13 protein-coding genes and 1 pseudogene are annotated in these 17,589 nt (G+C 69.1%); 7 read left to right on the top strand and 7 right to left on the bottom strand.

The window, feature by feature from the left end:
* Positions 1–48: 48 nt before the first annotated feature.
* The 4 genes from H489_RS31205 (at position 49) to H489_RS31195 (ending at position 4,212) form a co-directional block, all read left to right on the top strand.
* Positions 49–1,182, top strand: coding sequence for a substrate-binding domain-containing protein (locus tag H489_RS31205; protein WP_017887746.1), 1,134 nt, complete (start codon positions 49–51; stop codon positions 1,180–1,182).
* Positions 1,183–1,449: 267 nt separating this feature from the next.
* Positions 1,450–2,487: a nucleoid-associated protein gene (locus H489_RS37410; RefSeq protein WP_152427296.1), complete on the top strand. Its 1,038-nt coding sequence runs from the start codon at positions 1,450–1,452 to the stop codon at positions 2,485–2,487.
* The gene (locus tag H489_RS31200) at positions 2,487–3,467 is read left to right on the top strand and encodes a RelA/SpoT domain-containing protein (RefSeq protein WP_235045688.1); all 981 of its coding nucleotides are present in this window, start codon (positions 2,487–2,489) and stop codon (positions 3,465–3,467) included. Before H489_RS37410 ends, H489_RS31200 begins: the two co-directional genes overlap by 1 nt.
* A gap of 361 nt (positions 3,468–3,828) precedes the next feature.
* Complete coding sequence (locus H489_RS31195; RefSeq protein ID WP_152427295.1) at positions 3,829–4,212, top strand: hypothetical protein; 384 nt, start codon at positions 3,829–3,831, stop codon at positions 4,210–4,212.
* A 263-nt stretch (positions 4,213–4,475) separates the two neighbouring features.
* Here the strand turns inward: H489_RS31195 and H489_RS36965 are convergent, their stop codons facing one another.
* A complete protein-coding gene (locus H489_RS36965; RefSeq protein ID WP_152427294.1) occupies positions 4,476–6,122 on the bottom strand; it encodes a hypothetical protein in 1,647 nt (548 codons plus the stop codon).
* 398 nt (positions 6,123–6,520) lie between these two features.
* Between H489_RS36965 and H489_RS31190 the strand changes: the two genes are divergently transcribed.
* On the top strand, positions 6,521–7,969 hold the full coding sequence (locus tag H489_RS31190; RefSeq protein WP_017887743.1) for a phospholipid carrier-dependent glycosyltransferase: 1,449 nt from the start codon (positions 6,521–6,523) through the stop codon (positions 7,967–7,969).
* A gap of 93 nt (positions 7,970–8,062) precedes the next feature.
* On the opposite strand, the gene H489_RS31185 is transcribed toward H489_RS31190, so the two are convergent.
* The 4 genes from H489_RS31185 to H489_RS31170 form a co-directional block, all read right to left on the bottom strand.
* Positions 8,063–8,488, bottom strand: a complete 426-nt coding sequence (locus H489_RS31185; RefSeq protein WP_017887742.1) for a hypothetical protein — start codon at positions 8,486–8,488, stop codon at positions 8,063–8,065.
* The gene (locus tag H489_RS31180) at positions 8,485–9,690 is read right to left on the bottom strand and encodes a lipopolysaccharide biosynthesis protein (RefSeq protein ID WP_152427293.1); all 1,206 of its coding nucleotides are present in this window, start codon (positions 9,688–9,690) and stop codon (positions 8,485–8,487) included. Before H489_RS31180 ends, H489_RS31185 begins: the two co-directional genes overlap by 4 nt.
* An 83-nt stretch (positions 9,691–9,773) precedes the next feature.
* Positions 9,774–11,084 (bottom strand): MATE family efflux transporter, encoded by a 1,311-nt coding sequence (locus H489_RS31175; protein WP_017887740.1) that lies wholly within the window; start codon positions 11,082–11,084, stop codon positions 9,774–9,776.
* Between the two features lie 181 nt (positions 11,085–11,265).
* On the bottom strand, positions 11,266–12,603 hold the full coding sequence (locus H489_RS31170) for a uracil-xanthine permease family protein (protein ID WP_017887739.1): 1,338 nt from the start codon (positions 12,601–12,603) through the stop codon (positions 11,266–11,268).
* A gap of 81 nt (positions 12,604–12,684) precedes the next feature.
* Between H489_RS31170 and H489_RS31165 the strand changes: the two genes are divergently transcribed.
* Together H489_RS31165 and H489_RS31160 are read left to right on the top strand one after the other, a co-directional pair.
* Positions 12,685–14,649, top strand: a complete 1,965-nt coding sequence (locus tag H489_RS31165; protein WP_031260081.1) for a M13 family metallopeptidase — start codon at positions 12,685–12,687, stop codon at positions 14,647–14,649.
* A complete protein-coding gene (locus H489_RS31160; protein ID WP_017887737.1) occupies positions 14,649–15,587 on the top strand; it encodes a serine hydrolase in 939 nt (312 codons plus the stop codon). The genes H489_RS31165 and H489_RS31160 overlap by 1 nt, the downstream gene beginning before the upstream one ends.
* Before the next feature lie 130 nt (positions 15,588–15,717).
* On the opposite strand, the gene H489_RS31155 is transcribed toward H489_RS31160, so the two are convergent.
* Together H489_RS31155 and H489_RS0119485 are read right to left on the bottom strand one after the other, a co-directional pair.
* A complete protein-coding gene (locus tag H489_RS31155; protein ID WP_017887736.1) occupies positions 15,718–17,088 on the bottom strand; it encodes a hypothetical protein in 1,371 nt (456 codons plus the stop codon).
* A gap of 60 nt (positions 17,089–17,148) precedes the next feature.
* Positions 17,149–17,376 (bottom strand): annotated as a pseudogene (locus tag H489_RS0119485) (GNAT family N-acetyltransferase); the annotation flags it as partial.
* Between the last annotated feature and the right edge of the window lie 213 nt (positions 17,377–17,589).

Here is a 17,589-nt window from a genome sequence, read left to right as displayed (position 1 = left end):
CGGTTGTCGAATCGATTCGACTGCTCGTTCCGGCTACGCTAACGGGCGATGGACGAACCGGCAACAGGACCCGGCGCGTCGCCTTCCCGCGGCGGCGCCACCCGTCCGTCGCGCCCGACGCTCGCCGCGGTCGCCCGTGCCGCCGGTGTCGCGCCGTCGACGGCCTCGCTCGCGTTCAGCGGTCTCGGCCCGGTGTCCGAGGACGCCAAGGCCCGCGTGCTCGCCGCTGCCGCCGACCTCGGTTACGGCGGCCCCGATCCCCGTGCCCGTTCGCTGCGCCGAGGTCGTTCCGGCGTCATCGGCGTCGTGATGGACGAGCGCCTGAGCGATGCGTTCCGTGACCCGGTCAACGTCCTGACGCTCGACGGCATCGCCGAGGTCGCCGGTGCCGCCGGTGCCTCACTGCTGCTCGTCCGGAGTCCGCTCGACGACGAGCAGGGCGCCGGCCCGCTGGTGGATGCCCCGATGGACGCCGTCGTGCTCGTCGGGTGCAACGTCCGGATCGACCCCGCCGTCGCCGTGCTGCGCCGTCGGCAGATCCCGGTCGTCGCGATCGAGGCGGCCGAGATTGAGGGCGCTGTCCCCGTCCAGCTCGACAACCGGGATGCCTCTCGCCGTGCTGCGGAGTACCTGCAGGGGCTCGGGCACCAGGACGTGACCGTCGTGACCCTTCCCCTCGATGCCGCACGCCGCCGGGGGCCGATCGACGCAGCTCGGCAGGACGAGGGCATCGCCTTCACGACGCTCGAACGCCTGCGTGGTGTGCGCCAGGTCTACCCGGACGCCATCGCGATCGAGACCGCCGGCAGCTCGGTGGAAGAGGGGCGTCTCGCCGGCACCGAGCTCTTCGCAGCCGAAGGCCCCCGCCCCACCGCCGTCATCGCCCAGAGTGACCTGATCGCCGTCGGTGTGATCTCGGCCGCGCTCGACGCCGGACTCCGTGTCCCCGAGGACGTCAGCGTCGTCGGATTCGACGGCATCACCGTGGACGACAGCCTGCTCCACCGCACCCCGATCCGGCATCTGACCACCCTGGTGCAGCCGTTCGTGCAGAAGGGCCAGGCCGCCGCCCGTGCTGCCCTGGCGATGCTCGAGGGTGCGGAGCCGCAACCGGCGTCGTTCACGTCGGAGTTGCGGGTGGGGGACACGACGGGGCCGCCGCCAGCTCCGAGCCCCGGCTGACGAAAGCACTGCGCCTGGCTGCGTGTGGCATCAGGTCTGGGCCGTTGCACGCTTCTATGGCGAAAGCGATGTGACGTAGCCCAGAACAACACTCGTCGGTGCTTCCGACGCCGTGGCGTTGAGGTATACCCCAGAGCGGCAAACGGATCGCCGTCGAATTTGACGCGGTTCGGGGGTGGCGCGCGTGACCGTGGAGACGCTCGCGCCCAGCGCACTCGATACAGTTGCATCGAGCATGCCTCACGGACGAGGCGGGAGAGGATCATCGTGCCGACTGTAGAACCACTGACTCTTCAGCAGACAATGCTGCATGAGATCCCTCGCGGTCGCCGGCAGGATCAGGGCGGGGCTGAGCCGTTATATTCCTCCGCTCCGACGCCACTGAACCCCGCGACGGATCGCTTCATCCGGGAAGAAATGCTGCAGCCAGCATTCGCGTTCGCACGAGAGATTGTCGCAACCGACACGTACGGCAGCCCAGTACCAGATCTGGTGCGAGCTGCACTTGAAAATCCCGACCTCCTTGCTGACAACTCGAAGCAAATCGCCGATTGGATGCATCGCAAGCAGACGAATGGTAGCTCCGCTGGCGTATTTATGGCAGCCCTCGCTAAAGCTAGTACCGGTGATCGTTTCGTCATTCTGAAGGCTGAGCACCAGGAAGGCGTCCGCTTGAACCATGAGACGAACGGCGAGAACGTTGTTTTTGAGGTAGAACATCTCACTGAACTCATCATGGGGCAGAACTCTCGCGTCTATAAGATCGGATTATTCTGGATTGATGCTCAGGATCAGCTTGTTGGCCTAATGGTGGACAAGCAGAACGGCGTTTCTTTCGCTGACTACTTTCTGCAGCAATTTCTTGGATGTGAACTAAAGCATCGCGCGGAAGTGCAGACGGAAGAGTTCGTCAAGGCCGTCACCAAGTTCATCAACACGCCTGGAATGCCGGAAGAGAAGCGTGCGCGGTATGCGACGGCGGCCGTTGCCGTGCTTGAAAGTCCTTCTGCTCAACTAACACCGAGTTCCTTTATTCAAGAATTCATGGATGCCGAGGACCGAGATGATTTCTCCCAGAGTCTCCCGAGTCAAATTCGTTCGTCGACATTTTCAAAAGACACTCGGTTGGTGAGGGGCCAGATTGGGGGCTTGAAAGTGAAGACTTCGTCAGGCGTGACGATCACTGCCTCCAGCGAGGCCATGCAGAACGGAACTGTGGTTGTTGACCCGACTTCGGAGGACGGTCCCCGAATCATTGTGAAGGGTGAGGCGGACTCCTACCGCCTGTCACGTCCGCCAGTGTGATGGCGGACGCCGAGGACCTCGGATCGCGCTACCGAGATGCGCGGCCGTCGCTGGATGAGGCGCTCGTGACTTACGAGCGCGACCTCAAGGAGGTCGTGTCACCGCTTCTGAGCGACTACGTGGTATCGGGGCGGGTGAAGACGGCACGCAGCCTCATTCGGAAGGCACGTGCGGACCCGTCGAACCCCCGTTCTTGGACCTCTATCCAGGACAAAATTGGCCTGAGAATCGTCTGCTCGACGAAGGAGGACGTCCGCACCGCAGACGGGCTCATACAGCGAGGTCCGTGGCACATCGTTGAACGCACCGTCAAGCGAGGCAAGCATGACCAGCTGTTCTATCCCGGTATCCACTTCATCTTGTCGGCGGCGAGTGTTGTCGATGACAAGGAAGAGTTGATCCTGGCTGAGGTGCAGCTACGAACCCGTGCTCAGGATGCATGGTCAGTGGTGTCGCATAAGCTGCTGTACAAAGGGCTTGTGAAACCTCCCGGCAAGATGCGGCGAGTAATTGACAGGCTTACCGTTCTAGTTGAACTGTTTGACGACGAGGTTCAGCGGATGATTCGTAAGAGGAGGAAACTGCCTATGTACAGGCCGGCGCTCGCTCTCGAAGCGCTGGAACAGGAGTACGAGGATCTGAGCGGGGAGATCACGCCCCCTTCCGCGGACGTAGTCTTAATGAATCTCCTGTTGAGTGCCTATCCTTCGGGCGCTGACCCCGTGGAGGATCTGGTGCATAAATTCTGTGAGTCAAATAGGTCCAGGATTAGTCTGTTGCTGAAGCAGCGTGCTCCTGAGGCTGCAGATTATGTGGACTCCCGCGACTGGCTTTACTCGCAGCCCGAGATTCTTGCTGTCCTTGAACGAGCGGAATCCAAGCCATATCTGCTGGCTAACGCAATCGCCAACACCGACTTCGAAGATGTGATCAGAAAAGCCTGCGTAAGCGCGGGTGTTGTCCTGCCTCAAGGTGTCTGACCCTTGAACGGCCGGTTGTCTTGAGCCGACATAAGAGCGTCATATCGGCTCGGTGCTGCGTTCGTTGTTCGCGGTGGCAGATGGGGCTCCGGCACAGCCCGGGGTGTTGTGGACGACCACGCTGTTGGATGCGCGCTGTCGCCATCACGCTTTGGGGATGAGGCGGTCGAGATCGCTCGCTCGTGGCTCCGAGTCGAAGGCGGTTTGACATGAGCGGACGTCTCAGAGGGACAGCTTCTGACGCCAGCGGTCCGGCAACATGGACTGGCCACCCGGCGAGAGGACGATGATGACCGGCCGTCGAGCTGATCGCGCGCTGAACGCACCGACGACGGCCGCGGCTCGCGCACGGGCTCGTGCCGTGGTCCGGTTCGTCGTCGGGATCGGCGTGATCATCGTCACCGTCGTGGCCGGGCTGATCGCTCCGGCCGCGCTGCGCTCGTACCACCTCGGCCACCGGCTCACGCTCCGCTGCCACGTCACGTCGGCCGAGGGCATCACCCGCGGATCGTCGAACCGTGGCATCGGTGGCCAGGATGCGCGGGTCGTCATCACCACGGAGGACTGCGGGAAACTCGTCCTCTGGAAAGGCGTGACGCGGACGAACAACCGGACAACCGCTGGCCGCATCGACACGTCGGCCGAACACGCGGTCGAGGTCGGAGCCGGGTCGTGGGAGGTCCGCGGGCTGCTGCACGCCATCGGCAGGAGCCCTTCGGCCTTCGGAGTCGCGCCGAAGTCCTGACCGACGAGCCACCCGTCCGGTCCGTCGGGGAACGGGACCTGCATGGGCGCGGCGCACCCTGCTCGTCGCATGGGCCGCCCAGGCCAGCGTCCGAAGCGCGGCGGAGTCACGCTTCGATGGCGGGGCCGCAGGCCTGGAAGTCGCGGACGGCCTGATCGCGGCGGAGCTCACCGACCAGGTCGAGCGGGGGCGCGGTTGGACGGGAAACGCCCTGTCTCCGAGCGCGTGGAGACAGGGCGTTTCTTCGGTCCGGTGTTTCGGGTTCAGCCGATCCCGGGGTCGTTCCGCATGCCGACGTTGCCGGCGGAAGCGAAGCCGTCCGTGCCGGCGTCGCCGGTCCACGTCCAGAGCGAGCCAGTGTTCGCCTGGACTGCGACGGCGAGGTGGTCGCCCTCGGTCACTGCTGACGGGCTGGTGTCGGTCTTCATACCGACGTCCGCCGAGTGTGCGAACCCGGCATCGCCCGGAGCTCCGTGCCACGTCCAGAGGTCTCCGGTGTTCGCTTGCGCTGCCACGGCGAGTTCCGACCCCACGAGCGTGATCGACGGGCTGGTGCCCGCCTTCATGCCGACAGCGGTCTGCACGGCGAGCCCCGTCGTCCGCGGTGTGCCGCTCCAGACCCAGAGCTTGCCGGTGTTCGCTTGCGCGGACACGGCGACGGTGGACCCGTTGACCCGTGTGATCGCCGGGCTTGTCCCGTCCTTCATCCCGAGGCCTGCGCTCTTGGCGGTGCCGGTGGTCGCGGCCGGGCCGTACCAGGTCCAGAGGCCTCCGCTTTCGGCCTGGTAGGCGACGGACACGCCGCTGCCGACGGTGGTGATGGACGGATTGGTGCCGTCCTTCATGCCCTGTCCGGTGGACTGCGCGTAGCCCGTTGAGCCAGCGGTGCCCTTCCAGGTCCAGAGATCCCCGGTGTTCGCTTGGAACGCGACGGCGAAGTTTCCATCGCCGAGCGAGACGATGTCCGGGCTGGTGCCTGGCTTGACGCCGACCCCGGCCGAAGCGGCGGTGCCGGTCGTGCCGGCCTTGCCCTTCCAGGTCCAGAGCGTCCCGCTGGGGTCGACGTAGGCGGCTGCGGCGTTCGAGCCGTCCCGTGCAAGTGCGGGGGAGGTGCCGTCCTGGATCTGTCGGCCCGAGTTCGCGGCGAAGCCCGGGGTGCCGGCGCTGCCGGTCCACGTCCACAGTGTGCCGGTGTTCGCACGCACCGCCACGGCGGTGCCGTTGGAGTACGACGACGGTGAGATCGACAGCGGGCTGGTCACGTTGCTGAAGTCGACGTGCTGGTGGTTGCAGGTGTCTGCGAACTGGCGGGTGATGTTCGTGAAGGACCAGGTGGACCTGCACTGTGACTGCCCGGCCTGCGTGCCGGACGGGACGAAGGTGTCGAGGAAGTCCAGCAACTCGTGCGTGCGTGCGTCAGGACCCTGAACAGTGGACCCGCCGACGGAACCGAAGTCGATCGCGACACTCGGGTCGATGCAGTGCAGGGAGCTCTCGTTGCTCGCGCAAGAGACGGGGTGCGTCATCGTCGGGCAACGACGGTTCAGGTCATTGACCCGCAACGATCCGAACTTCTTGGTCACGATGACGAGTGTCTGGAGGACCCGAGTGTCGAGCTGGCAGCCCGGCGTCGGGTTCCCGTTCGCGATCGGGAGGATCTCGTTTCGGTACAGATCGTTGGTGTTGCCGGCGCCGTTCGCGGTCGCGGTGAAGGTACCCGCTGTGACGAAGCCCCCGAGCTGCTTCGCGAGCGTTGCCGGGTCGGCAGAGATGTCGTCGCAGGCCGTCCCACAAGCGCCAGCCGCCTCGGCTCGAGGTGGCGACATCGCCACGATCGAGGCGAGTGCAAGCGCGACGACCATGACGATCAGGACGAGCGACCGCCAGAGAGTTCTCGATCTCGGCAGCACGAACGGAGTATTCACTTTTCCCCACTTCACGGACGAGCCACACCGCCCCTCGGTGTGAACTGTCGTCTCGGCTGGAGAGTAGCCGGTTCTCCCGGCGCGCCGCGAACCTTGCTGCTTCCACAGAAAATCGCTTCGTCAGCATCAGCGAGAACGGCCGGTCACCCGAAGGAATGGCCGGCTGAATCGTGTCGGGGGTGGGGTCGGTGAGCGGCGACGTACGCGTCGCGGACGGCCCTGCTGATCCGGCCGCTCGAGCAGTCGTGCCGGTCGGCAAACGGGTCCGTCCGTCGGGGGTGGCGTGGCTGCTGCGGTCGGCGTGCGTGGAAGACTAGACGGTCGTGACGGCTCCTCATCGCACTCGACGATCGCTTGATCGCCAACAGCTCCTGCGCGTCGTCATGTTCGTGATCGTGGTCGGTGTGGCGTTGGTGTTCGCGTACTGGCACGTCGGTCGGCAGCGTGTGGACGTCGACGAGGACGTGTACGTCGTCTCCGGGTGGGAGTACGTCCACGGCGTCTTCATCCGGAACCTCGAGCACCCGCCGACCGCGAAGTACCTGTTCGGGCTCGCCGAACTCGCCCTCGGCGGGCCTGGACCGCTCGGCCCGCGCTACGTCGCAGCGACCGCTTCGTTCGGCATCGGACTGGTCTTCTTCCTGTGGTTCCGGCGGTCCGTCGGCTTCTGGGCGGCGCTGATCACGGCTGCGCTCTGGTGGCTGACCCCACGGGCCAACGGCATCGCCTGGGCGGATCCGGGGTCGGGTGTGGCGACGAGGATGGACCGCACGGCCCTGCTCGAGCCGGTGATGATGTTCTTCGCGGTGGCGGCGATGTACGCGGCGTGGCGGTGGGTGAACGGCGTCGACCGCCGGCGCTGGCTCTGGGCTGCCGCGTCCGGGTTGCTGCTCGCACTCGCGGTGACCTCGAAGGTGACGCCGGCCGTGGTCGTGCTCGCGATCATCGCGTTGCCGATGCTGTTCCGCCGGTGGTCGGACCTGCTGACTGGCGGACTCATCGCTGCCGGCACCTTCATCGTCGCGTTCGTCCTGCTGTACGCGCCGGTGGGACTCGGTCGCGGCTTCGTGCACATGCTCCAGTTCCAGTCGGAGCACAGCGCGACGGGACACACGATCAGGCTGCTCGGACACGAGTACCAGTCGGCCCCGTGGTGGGCGAACTTCGTGTACTTCGCACAGGGCACGAGTCGGTGGCTGGTCCTCGTCCTGGTCATCGGGTTGGTCGCAGCGTTCGTGTTCCGTCCGGACCGCCTGGTGGCGTACCTGGCCATCGGCCTGGGCGCCCAGGTCGTGTTCCTGACGTCGTCCCACGTCGCGCTCGGGCACTACTACTACGCGTGGATGCCGCTCCTCATCGCCCTCGCCGGGATCGGCTTCGGGCGTGCGGGCTGGCCGGCGAGGCATCCCGGCCGGCGGCAGGCGCTGTTCCGTGTGGCCGCTGTGGGCCTGGTGCTCGCACTGGCCGTCGCCCCCGTCGTCCGGCTCGGCGCCGCCGTGGCGCAGGCTCGTGTCGCCGGCATCGCTCGGCTCGACGCGGAGCTGCGCGCCCGCGGCGTCGACCACGGCACCATCCTGTTCGGCGGGTACAACATCGTCGCGTGGAAGCCGTACTTCCCACCGCCCCGTGGGACCTGGGAGCGCGACGCCGACGACGTCACTGCAGTCGTCCAGGGCGTGGATGGGCGGTTCCCGATGCAGCCGGGGGTGGCGTCGTTCCTCCGCACCCACCACGACGAGCTCGAGCACTTCACCGTCGACGAGCTCCAGGTGTGGATCCCCGAGCACGGTTCGATCCGGGAGCGTGACGGCGTGCTCGAACTGGTCCCGTAGCGGCGCAGCATCGACCCCCTGACCGGCGGGGTCGAGGGAGCTCGCCGAACCACGGCCACGGCCACGGGCTCCCGCGCACGAAGCGAGTGCGGCCTAGTCGTCGGCGGCGGACAGTTCAGCCGTCATGCTCCACCCCTGACCTTCTGTCCACGACAGCGTGACCCAGCAGTCCTTCGCCCGCTTGTCGGCAGGGTGCACGAAGACGCCGACGATGGTCGTCATCACCGCATCGTTCGAGGTGACCTTCGCACCCGGTGTCAGGAGCGGCTCGCAGACCTTCCACGCCGTGACCGCGCCGGAACGCTGATCCTGTCCCACCGCCGACACGAAGCGGTGTTCGTCGTGCTCCTCGAGACCCTCGACCGCTGCTTGTCTCGCGGCGGTCTCCGAGGCGTCGGAGGGTTCGCCTCCGACATCGGTCGGGACGTTGTGTCCGGAGCAGCCGGCCAACGCGACCGCGGCGACGATCCCGATGCTCGTGAGCAGCGGGGTCCGCGAGTGGTTCCGTGCGAGCTTCATGCGACATTCCCGACGGATTGTCGAGGCACGGCGCTGGTGCGCACCCCGAGCCCCACCACCGCGACCAGGTTAACCGCACTCCCGACCAAGAACCCCGTGGTGCCGCCCGCGACACCTGCGACGGGTCCGAGCACCGCCATGAGCCCAGCCCCGACGACGAACCCGGCGACCGAGGCAAGGGCAACCTGGCGCGAGCGTCCAGCGGCGAGCAGCAACGCCGCCGGCACGAGCCCGACGGTGAACACCCACACCGCGACCATCAGGTACCGCAGGTCAGCGACAGCAGCAGCACCCTCGGCGGGGTAGACGATCGGCAGGAACCACCCGGCGAGCAGAGCGATCAGGCCGAACACGACGGCGGATGCCGCAGCGAACCCGACGACGAGCAGCAGCGCACCGCGGGAGCGCAACGATCCACCATCGGTCCGGTGTGCGAACGCCGGCACGAGCACCTGCCCCAACGCCTGCCCGAGCATCGACGCCGGCGTCGCCAGGGTGAAGGCGGCCGCGTAGACACCGGCGTCGTGCGCCGACGACGTCACCTGCGCGGAGATCATCGTCAACTGCAGCAACCCGTTCGAGGTCACCACCGCCAGCACGTTCCACGCTGCGAACCCGAGCACCCCGGCGGCGGGCTCGCGCGAAGCAGGCGCGAAGCCGTTGCCCCGCGGCCAGCAGGCGATCGCGAACACCGTGTACCCGATGGCCAGGGGCAGCAGCACGAAGGGCTCGAGCCGCGCGACACAGGCCACGACGAGCAGCCCGAGCGCCAGGACGCTCGTCACGGAGTCCCACAGCGCGACCCGGGGTGCCCGGTCGTAGCCGAGCTGCGCGCCGCGGGCGTAGCAGTAGAGGCCGTAGCCGACGACGACCGCGGCACCACCGAGCACCATGCCGGGGCCGTTGCCCCAGGCCAGCGCGATCGGCACGGTGACCGCCGCGAGCACCACGCTCGACACCAACATCGAGACCCCGAGCAGCCGGTTCACTGCGGCGTCCGACCGCCGACCCCGCAGCGCGATCGCCAGGAACCGCGATGCAGTGTTGCCCGCGGCGTTCGGCCAGAGCAGCGCGACGAACACCGAGAGCGACAGCAGCGCCGTGGTCTGCCCGAGGGTCTCGGTGCCGAACACCCGCCCGACGACGACGGTCACGAGCAGCTTCGCGACGCCCTGCACCCCGATGCCGACCGTGGCGAGCACGGCGGACGAGGCCACCGAAGACGACGGCGCCGCAGGAGAATCAGACCCGGCGGTCGAAGCGGGCCCAGCCGGAGAAGACCCGCTCACCGCGCCAACGCCTGTTCCACCCAGCCGCGCCGGTGCGCCCGCACCCCGAGCGTCACCGCCCGGACCCCGATGTACCCGAGGGCGAAGGCCGCCCACAGCCCCGCGAGCGTGCCGCCGGCCCACCAGAGCAGCGGCAGGTACACGACGAGGTTCACGCCTCCGGCGATGGCCAGGTACCGCGCATCGCCGGCGCCGATCAGCACCCCGTCGAGCACGAAGACGTACCCGGCGACGGGCATCCCGACGGCGATGAGCACCAGCACGACGGGCAGGGCGTCCCGCACCGCCTGCGAGTCCGAGAACGCCGGCCCGAGCACGCCGCTCACCGCCAGGGTCAGCACCCCGAGCAGCACACCGCCGGCGATCCCGAGCAGCACGAGCCGTCGCGTCACCAGTCGCACCCGCTCCGGGTCACGCCCGCCGAGCCCGTGCCCGACGAGCGCCTGCCCGGCGATCGCCAGGGCGTCGAGCGCGAACGCCAGCGTCGAGAAGACGGTCAGCCCGACCTGCGTCGTCGCCAGCCCGGTGGTTCCCAGCCCGGCAGCTGCGCCGACGGTCGCGAGCATCGCGATCCGCAGCGACGCGGTCCGCAGGAACAGCCACGCCCCCGACCGCAGTGCTCGTGCGACGCCCGAGGCGCCGGGTCGCAGCGGCGCCCCCGACGACCGAGCGGCCCGCACCGCGATGCGCACGTAGACGACGGCCATCGCCCACTGCACGATGACGGTGCCGGCGGCGGATCCCTCGACGCCCCAGCCGGCGCCGTAGATCAGGACGGCGTTGAGCAGCCCGTTCGCGACGAACCCGATGGTCGCGACGACGAGCGGGGTCTTCGTGTCCTGCAGCCCACGCAGCAGCCCGGTCGAGGCGGTCACCACCAGGATGCCGGGCAGCCCGATCAGCGAGATGGTCAGGTACGCGGTCGCGGCGGCCGACACCTCGGCCGAGGCGCCGAACAGGTCGACGAGCGGCCCGGCGAGCGGCCACCCGACCAGCGCCAGCACCACCCCCAGCACGAGCGCGAGCCACATCCCGTCGATGCCCGCGTGCACGGCTCCGCGACGGTCGCCACCACCGAGCGCCCGTGCCACGGCCGGGGTCGTCGAGTACGCCAGGAACACCAGCAGCCCGGTCACCGTCGACAGCACGGCGCTCGCGAGCCCGACGGCCGCCAGCGGCGTCGCCCCGAGGTGCCCGACGAGTGCAGTGTCCGTCAGCAGGAACAGCGGCTCGACCACGAGCGCTCCGAGCGCCGGCACCGCCAGCCGCACGATGTCGCGGTCGACCGCGCGCCGCTCAGCGGTCACAGCGGGTCGCGTCGGTCGGTGCACCGACCCATTCTGTCGGCGATGCCGACCCGTCGTGGTCACCAGGCGGGTGGGCGCGACCCCGTGACGGACTGGAGGCCAGTGGCGGCGCCGCCACGGGCCTCCAGTCCGGTGGTCCCACGTCGTCAGGCCGGACGCGCGTTCCGGCCGACGACTCGCGTCAGTCGGCGCGCGGTTCCGCGGGGACGGCGCCGGTGGCGGCGTGTGCGGGGTCGGCGGCCTCGGTCGAGGGCTCGTCGGTGCCGCGGACCCGGCCGATGACGTCCATCACGTGGTAGACGACGATCGCGGCGATGGTGCCCACGATGATGCCGCCGAAGCTGGCCTGGCCGAAGGTGAACGTGAAGTTCGCGATTCCGATGATCAGGGCGATGCCGGCGGTCAGCTGGTTCTTCGGCTTCGAGAAGTCGACGCGGTTCTCGACCCAGATCCGGATGCCGATGACGCCGATCAGGCCGTAGAGCGCGGTGGTGGCGCCGCCGAGTACGCCGGCCGGCACCGAGGAGATGACGGCGCCGATCTTCGGCGACAGACCGAGCAGGACGGCCGCGATCGCGGCGACCCAGTAGGCGGCGGTGGAGAAGACGCGGGTGGCGGCCATGACGCCGATGTTCTCGCCGTAGGTGGTGGTGGCGGAGCCGCCGCCGACGCCGGCCAGCACGGTCGAGATGCCGTCGGCGAAGAGCGCGCGACCGGTGAGCGGCGTGAGGTCACGGCCGGTCAGCTGCCCGACGCCCTTGACGTGGCCGACGTTCTCGGCGACCAGTGCCAGGACGACCGGCACGAACGCCAGGTAGATCGCGAGCTGCGACGGGTCGAACGCGGGAGCGGTGAACTCCGGCAGACCGATCCACGGTGCTGCGTCGACCTTCGAGAAGTCGACCTGGCCACCGATGAGCGCCGCGATGTACCCGACGAGCACACCGATGACGATCGACAGCCGGCCGATCAGGCCCTTGAACAGGACCGTGACCAGGATGATCGCCGCGAGGGTGATGAGCGCGATGACCGGGGCCGCCGTGAAGTTGTCGCGGGCCGCCGGAGCCAGGTTGAAGCCGATCAGGGCGACGATCGCGCCGGAGACCACCGGGGGCATCAGCCGGTCGATCCAGCCGGCACCGGCCAGGTGCACGACGAGCCCGACGATCGCGAGCAGCGCACCGACGACGATGATGCCGGACAGGGCGAGCGGGATGCCGCCGATCTTGGTCGCCGCACCGATCGGGGCGATGAACGCGAACGACGAGCCGAGGTAGCTCGGCAGGCGGTTGCCCGTGATGAGCAGGAACAGGATCGTGCCGATGCCGCTGAACAGCAGCGTCGTCGACGGCGGGAAGCCGGTGATCAGGGGCACCAGGAACGTGGCGCCGAACATCGCGACGACGTGCTGCACACCGAGGCCGATCGTCCGGGGCCAGGTGAGCCGTTCGTCGGGTGCCACGATCGTCGTCGCGGAGACGGTCTTGCCGTCGCCGTGCAGCTTCCACGGAAGTCCCATGCGATGACCGTACCGGCAGCCGTGTGCCGGTGACGACCCGGATCGACCTGCCCCATGGGGTCGGTGGCTATCGTGGACCGCATGACCGACGTCGCACGTGCCTCCGGCATCCACACTGACGAACTCGACCCAGCGGTGCGCCCCCAGGACGACCTGTACCGCCACGTGAACGGGACCTGGATCGAGGCGACGCCGATCCCCGACGACAAGGCCCGGTACGGCTCCTTCACGGTGCTCGCCGAAGCCGCCGAGATCGCCGTGCGCGACATCATCGAGCGCTCGCAGCAGGCCGCCCCCGGCACCGAGGAGCGCAAGGTCGGTGACCTCTTCACCTCGTTCACCGACGAAGCGCGCCTCGAGGAGCTCGGCACCGCGCCGATCGAGCACCTGCTCGCCGAGATCACCGCCATCGACTCCGTGCCCGAGGTCATCGCCGCCGTGGGCCGCTTCGAGCGCCTCGGCCTGCCGAGCTTCCTGCAACTCTTCGTCGACAACGACCCGGGCGACCCCGAGTCCTACGTCGTGTTCCTGGAGCAGTCCGGCCTCGGGCTGCCCGACGAGTCGTACTACCGCGAAGAGCGGTTCGCCGACATCCGCGAGAAGTACCGCGAGTTCGTCGCGGCGATGTTCCCGCTCGCCGGGTTCGACGACGGCGGCGCCCGCACCGAGCACGTCGTCGCACTCGAGACGGCGCTGGCGTCGAAGCACTGGGACAACGTCACCACCCGTGACAGCCAGAAGACCTACAACAAGCTGCCGTGGGCCGAGGTCGCCGCGCTCGCGAAGGGCGTCGACCTGCAGACCTGGTGGCAGGCCATCGACGCCCCCGCCGGTGCGTTCGAGACCGTCGTGGTGCGCGAGCCCTCGTTCATCACCGGCCTGGCCGACCTGCTGAACGACCAGCCGCTCGAGGTCTGGAAGGACTGGCTGCGCTGGCAGGTCATCCGCGGCTCCGCCGCGTACCTGACGAGCGCGTTCTCGGCCACGAACTTCTCGTTCTACGGCACCGCACTCACCGGTGCGCCCAAGCAGCGCGAGCGCTGGAAGCGTGGCGTCTCGCTGGTCGAGGGTGCGATGGGCGAGGCCGTCGGCCGCATCTACGTGCAGGAGCACTTCGACGAGACCTCGAAGGCGAAGATGGACGACCTCGTCGCCAACCTGGTCGAGGCGTACCGGCAGAGCATCACGGCGCTCGACTGGATGACCGACGAGACCCGTGCCCGTGCGCTCGACAAGCTCGACAAGTTCACGCCGAAGATCGGCTACCCGGTGAAGTGGCGCGACTACTCGGCGCTGCCCGTCCGCGCCGACGACCTGGTCGCGAACGTCCGCGCCGTCGCCTCGTTCCAGGTCGACCGCGAGCTCGGCAAGATCGGCAAGCCGATCGACCGCGACGAGTGGTTCATGACCCCGCAGACGATCAACGCGTACTACAACCCCGGCTTCAACGAGATCGTCTTCCCGGCCGCCATCCTGCAGTTCCCGTTCTTCGACGCGGACCGCGACGCCGCCGCGAACTACGGCGCGATCGGTGCCGTCATCGGGCACGAGATCGGTCACGGCTTCGACGACCAGGGCTCGCAGTACGACGGCGACGGCAAGCTCGAGAACTGGTGGACCGAAGCGGACCGCGCGGCGTTCGAGGAGCGCACGAAGGCCCTCATCGCCCAGTACGACGCCCTGGTGCCGACCGAGGTGCCCGACAGCCACGTGAACGGTGCCCTGACGATCGGCGAGAACATCGGTGACCTCGGTGGCCTGTCGATCGCGTGGAAGGCGTACCTGCTGTCGCTCGACGGTCAGGAGCCCCCGGTCGTCGACGGACTGACCGGCGCCGAGCGCTTCTTCCTGAGCTGGGCACAGGCCTGGCGGATGGCGATCCGACCGGAAGAGGCTGCGCGTCTGCTGTCGATCGACCCGCACTCGCCGAACGAGTTCCGCTGCAACCAGGTGGTCCGCAACATCGACGTCTGGTACGACACCTTCGGCGTGACCGAGCAGGACGCGATGTACCTCGACCCCGCCGAGCGCGTCGCCATCTGGTGATGACGGAGTCGGACGCGGCCCGGTCGTCGCGCCGCCGGCGACCGGACGACCGCCCAGCGGGTGGCGGCCGCGGTCGTGGGCGGCACAGCGGCCGGGCCGACGACCGCTTCACCGCCACCACCGAGGCCCTCGGTGCGCTCGCGCTCGAGGGCGCCGGGGTGAGTGCCTCGGTGATCGACACGTCGAGCGGCAAGGCACTGCTCGGGATCGACGACACCCTGGTGCAGCCGGTCGCGAGCCTGGGCCGCGTCCTGCTGCTCATCGAGGTCGCCGCCCAGCTCGAGGACGGCCGCCTGCACGGTGACCGGCTGCAGCGCATGGCCCGCGACACCGCGACCGGCGCCGGCCTGTGGCAGTTCCTGCAGGAGCCGACCATGCAGGTACCCGACCTGGCGACCCTGGTCGGGGCCACCGCCGATGCCTGGGCGATGAACGCGCTGCTGACGACGGTGGGCATCGACGCCGTCCGCGAGCGCGCGGAGTCCCTGGGCATCGAGCGCACGGCGTTGATCGATCGCGTGCGGGACCGCCGCGGGCCGGACGACGCCCCCGACGCGTCCGTCGCACCGACCGGGGAACTGTCGTGGGTGATGCGCGGCCTGGCACTCGGCGAGGTCGTCGACGAGGCGGTGTCGAACCGGGTGCTCGGCTGGCTGTCCCTGGCGAGCGACCTGAACCTGGTCGCCGGTTCCTTCGGCCTCGACCCCCTGGCGCACCGGGCACTCGACCACGGGTTGCAGGTCGTCGCGGTCACCGGGTCGAGCACCGGCGTGCGGGCCGAGGCGGGGATCCTGCGGGGGCCCGGTTCGTCGGTCAGCTACGCCGTGACGGTGACGTTCGACGACGCTTCGTTGCAGCGGCGGTTGGCCGTGGTCGAGGCGCTGCGGACCATGGGCACCGAGGTGCTCGAGGCGGTGCACGCCCCGGCTCGTCGCTGAGCGCGCTTGCCGCTGCCGCTGCTGTTGCCGCTGCTCGTGCCGAGTCTCGGTCCGGCGGACGGTTCGCGGGGTTCACGACGGCGAAACTGTCCGCGGAGCCGAGACCCGCGGACCCGCGGACCCGTGGACGCTACGGGCGGGTGCCGGAACGCGGTGTCGCCGTGTCAGGGCCGGGGACGCAGACCGACTCGGCGCTCAGGCTCAGCCCGTCGACCGTGCCCCGGATGCTCGCCGTGGCAGGATCCGCATCCGAAGACGACGACCAGTAGTCCCGGCCCATCGCCCGGCCGCTGACCTCGAAGCCCTCCGACGTCCACAGCGCGGTCACGGCGTCGAACGGCCCCTGCGCGTCGTCGACGATCTGGAACACGGGCACGATGCTGAACGCCGTCGCGCGGGTGCCGGTCGCGTCGGGCGACCAGGTCGACCCGGACGGCGCGCACTGTTCGGTGCCCGTGGTGACGGTCGCGGGGACCCCGGCGGCGTCGGCCGAGCGCTCGAGGAACGCCCGGAGCGTCGCAGCGTGGTCGCTCACGTCGGCGGGCACCCAGGGGGCCGGCGTGGGGCTCGTCCTCGGGGTGCCCGGGGCGGTGGCGTCCTGCGGCTTCTTCGCGTCGAGGGGGAGTCCGAGCCAGCCACTCGTCCCGTCGAGGCCGACGGAGAACGCGGTGCGCGGAGCGCGGTGTGCGTCGGCGGCTTCGTCCTTCGTCCGGACGAGGACGTCGGCGACGGCGCCGAGTCCTCCGCCCGACACCGACAGGGAGGGGCGTTCGGCCTCCCCAGCTGTGGCGGACTCAGCGGCGGCGTCGGTGGTGGCCTGCGCAGCGTCGGCGTAGGTCGTGCCCGGTGAGTAGGACAGGCGCTCGACGTGGTGGTCACCGTCGCCGTCCAACGCGTCGATCGTGCGCAGGAGTGCTCGCCCGGGGTGCGTCGCCGTGATCCCCACCGAAACGTCACCCCGGTCCAGCGAGGCCGGGTGGTCGCCGACGATCGGACGGGCCTGCGTGACGGCGTCGGTGAAGCTGACGCCCGGCACGAGCCAGATCGTGGAACCTGACGGGGTCACCCAGAGCCTGCGCACGAAGGGCTCCGCACGCAGCCGTCCGGCCAGGTCGACGACGTCGCGGTCCATCGGATCGAGGACGACCGGTGCCGACGCGCGGCCGCGAGGCACGTCCAGGGTCACCGACAGCGTCGTGCCGCTGACACCCCGCGCCGCCGTGTGCCGGATCCGTTCGGCGACGGCGAGGTCGCTCGAGTCGGCCCGCACCTCGAGCGACGTGATCCAGTTGTGCGGGTCGTCCTTCGCGTCGACCTGACGGACCTCGCCCTCGGCCGTGTCGACGCCGGGCAACCGCTCGATCCGGGTGATGAGCTTCGCGAGTGCCGATTCCGATCCGGTCGGCGGTGGCGGTGACCACGTGCACGCGGCGAGTGTGAGCACGACGATGAGCGCGGTCGCGAGCGCTCCTGCTGAACGTGTCCGTGCGCGAGCCCCCATGCGTCCGAGTCTAGGAACGCCGTGGTGCCGCACGGAATCGGTCGCGGGACCCATCCCCGCTCAGCGCAGGAGCACGAAGGAGCGCAGCGGCTGGGGTTCGACGTCGTGGGCCTCGACGAAGCCACGCGACTCGTAGAACGCCCGCTGCCCCGCCTCGGTGTCGGTGAGCAGGACCGTCTGGCGAACGTCGGCGTACCGCTGCAGGGCTGCGTCGAGGAGTGCACCACCGACGCCCGACCGGTGCGCGGACGGCATGACGAGGACGTCCTGCACGTACACGATCGTTCCTTGACGCCCGGTCGGATCCGGACGAGCATCGCTGCTGGCGACGCGCGGGGGCGAGCGTCGCCTGGCACACGATGACGTGTGGTGTGAGCGCCGTCGTGTCGACCCGAATCCCCACGACGGCGCTCCTTGGCCTGTCCGTACCTGCGGTTCGCGGTGCCCACGTTCCGGAGCTCCCGCTCGTCACGGACTGCGCCCCGCCCGCGATCACCACGC

The organism is Curtobacterium flaccumfaciens UCD-AKU (genome assembly GCF_000349565.1).
In the GTDB taxonomy this organism is placed as follows: domain Bacteria; phylum Actinomycetota; class Actinomycetes; order Actinomycetales; family Microbacteriaceae; genus Curtobacterium; species Curtobacterium poinsettiae.
The sequence above is the reverse complement of the archived record's forward strand: the minus strand, read 5'-3'. Positions and strand labels throughout refer to the sequence as shown.

What these genes read in the sequence shown, in the direction of transcription:
- H489_RS31205 (WP_017887746.1), top strand. Translation starts at nt 49, where the DNA reads ATGGACGAACCGGCAACAGGACCCGGCGCGTCGCCTTCCCGCGGCGGC.
- H489_RS31200 (WP_235045688.1), top strand. Translation starts at nt 2,487, where the DNA reads ATGGCGGACGCCGAGGACCTCGGATCGCGCTACCGAGATGCGCGGCCG.
- H489_RS31190 (WP_017887743.1), top strand. Translation starts at nt 6,521, where the DNA reads ATGTTCGTGATCGTGGTCGGTGTGGCGTTGGTGTTCGCGTACTGGCAC.
- H489_RS31185 (WP_017887742.1), bottom strand. Translation starts at nt 8,488, where the DNA reads ATGAAGCTCGCACGGAACCACTCGCGGACCCCGCTGCTCACGAGCATC.
- H489_RS31170 (WP_017887739.1), bottom strand. Translation starts at nt 12,603, where the DNA reads ATGGGACTTCCGTGGAAGCTGCACGGCGACGGCAAGACCGTCTCCGCG.
- H489_RS31165 (WP_031260081.1), top strand. Translation starts at nt 12,685, where the DNA reads ATGACCGACGTCGCACGTGCCTCCGGCATCCACACTGACGAACTCGAC.
- H489_RS31160 (WP_017887737.1), top strand. Translation starts at nt 14,649, where the DNA reads ATGACGGAGTCGGACGCGGCCCGGTCGTCGCGCCGCCGGCGACCGGAC.
- H489_RS31155 (WP_017887736.1), bottom strand. Translation starts at nt 17,088, where the DNA reads ATGGGGGCTCGCGCACGGACACGTTCAGCAGGAGCGCTCGCGACCGCG.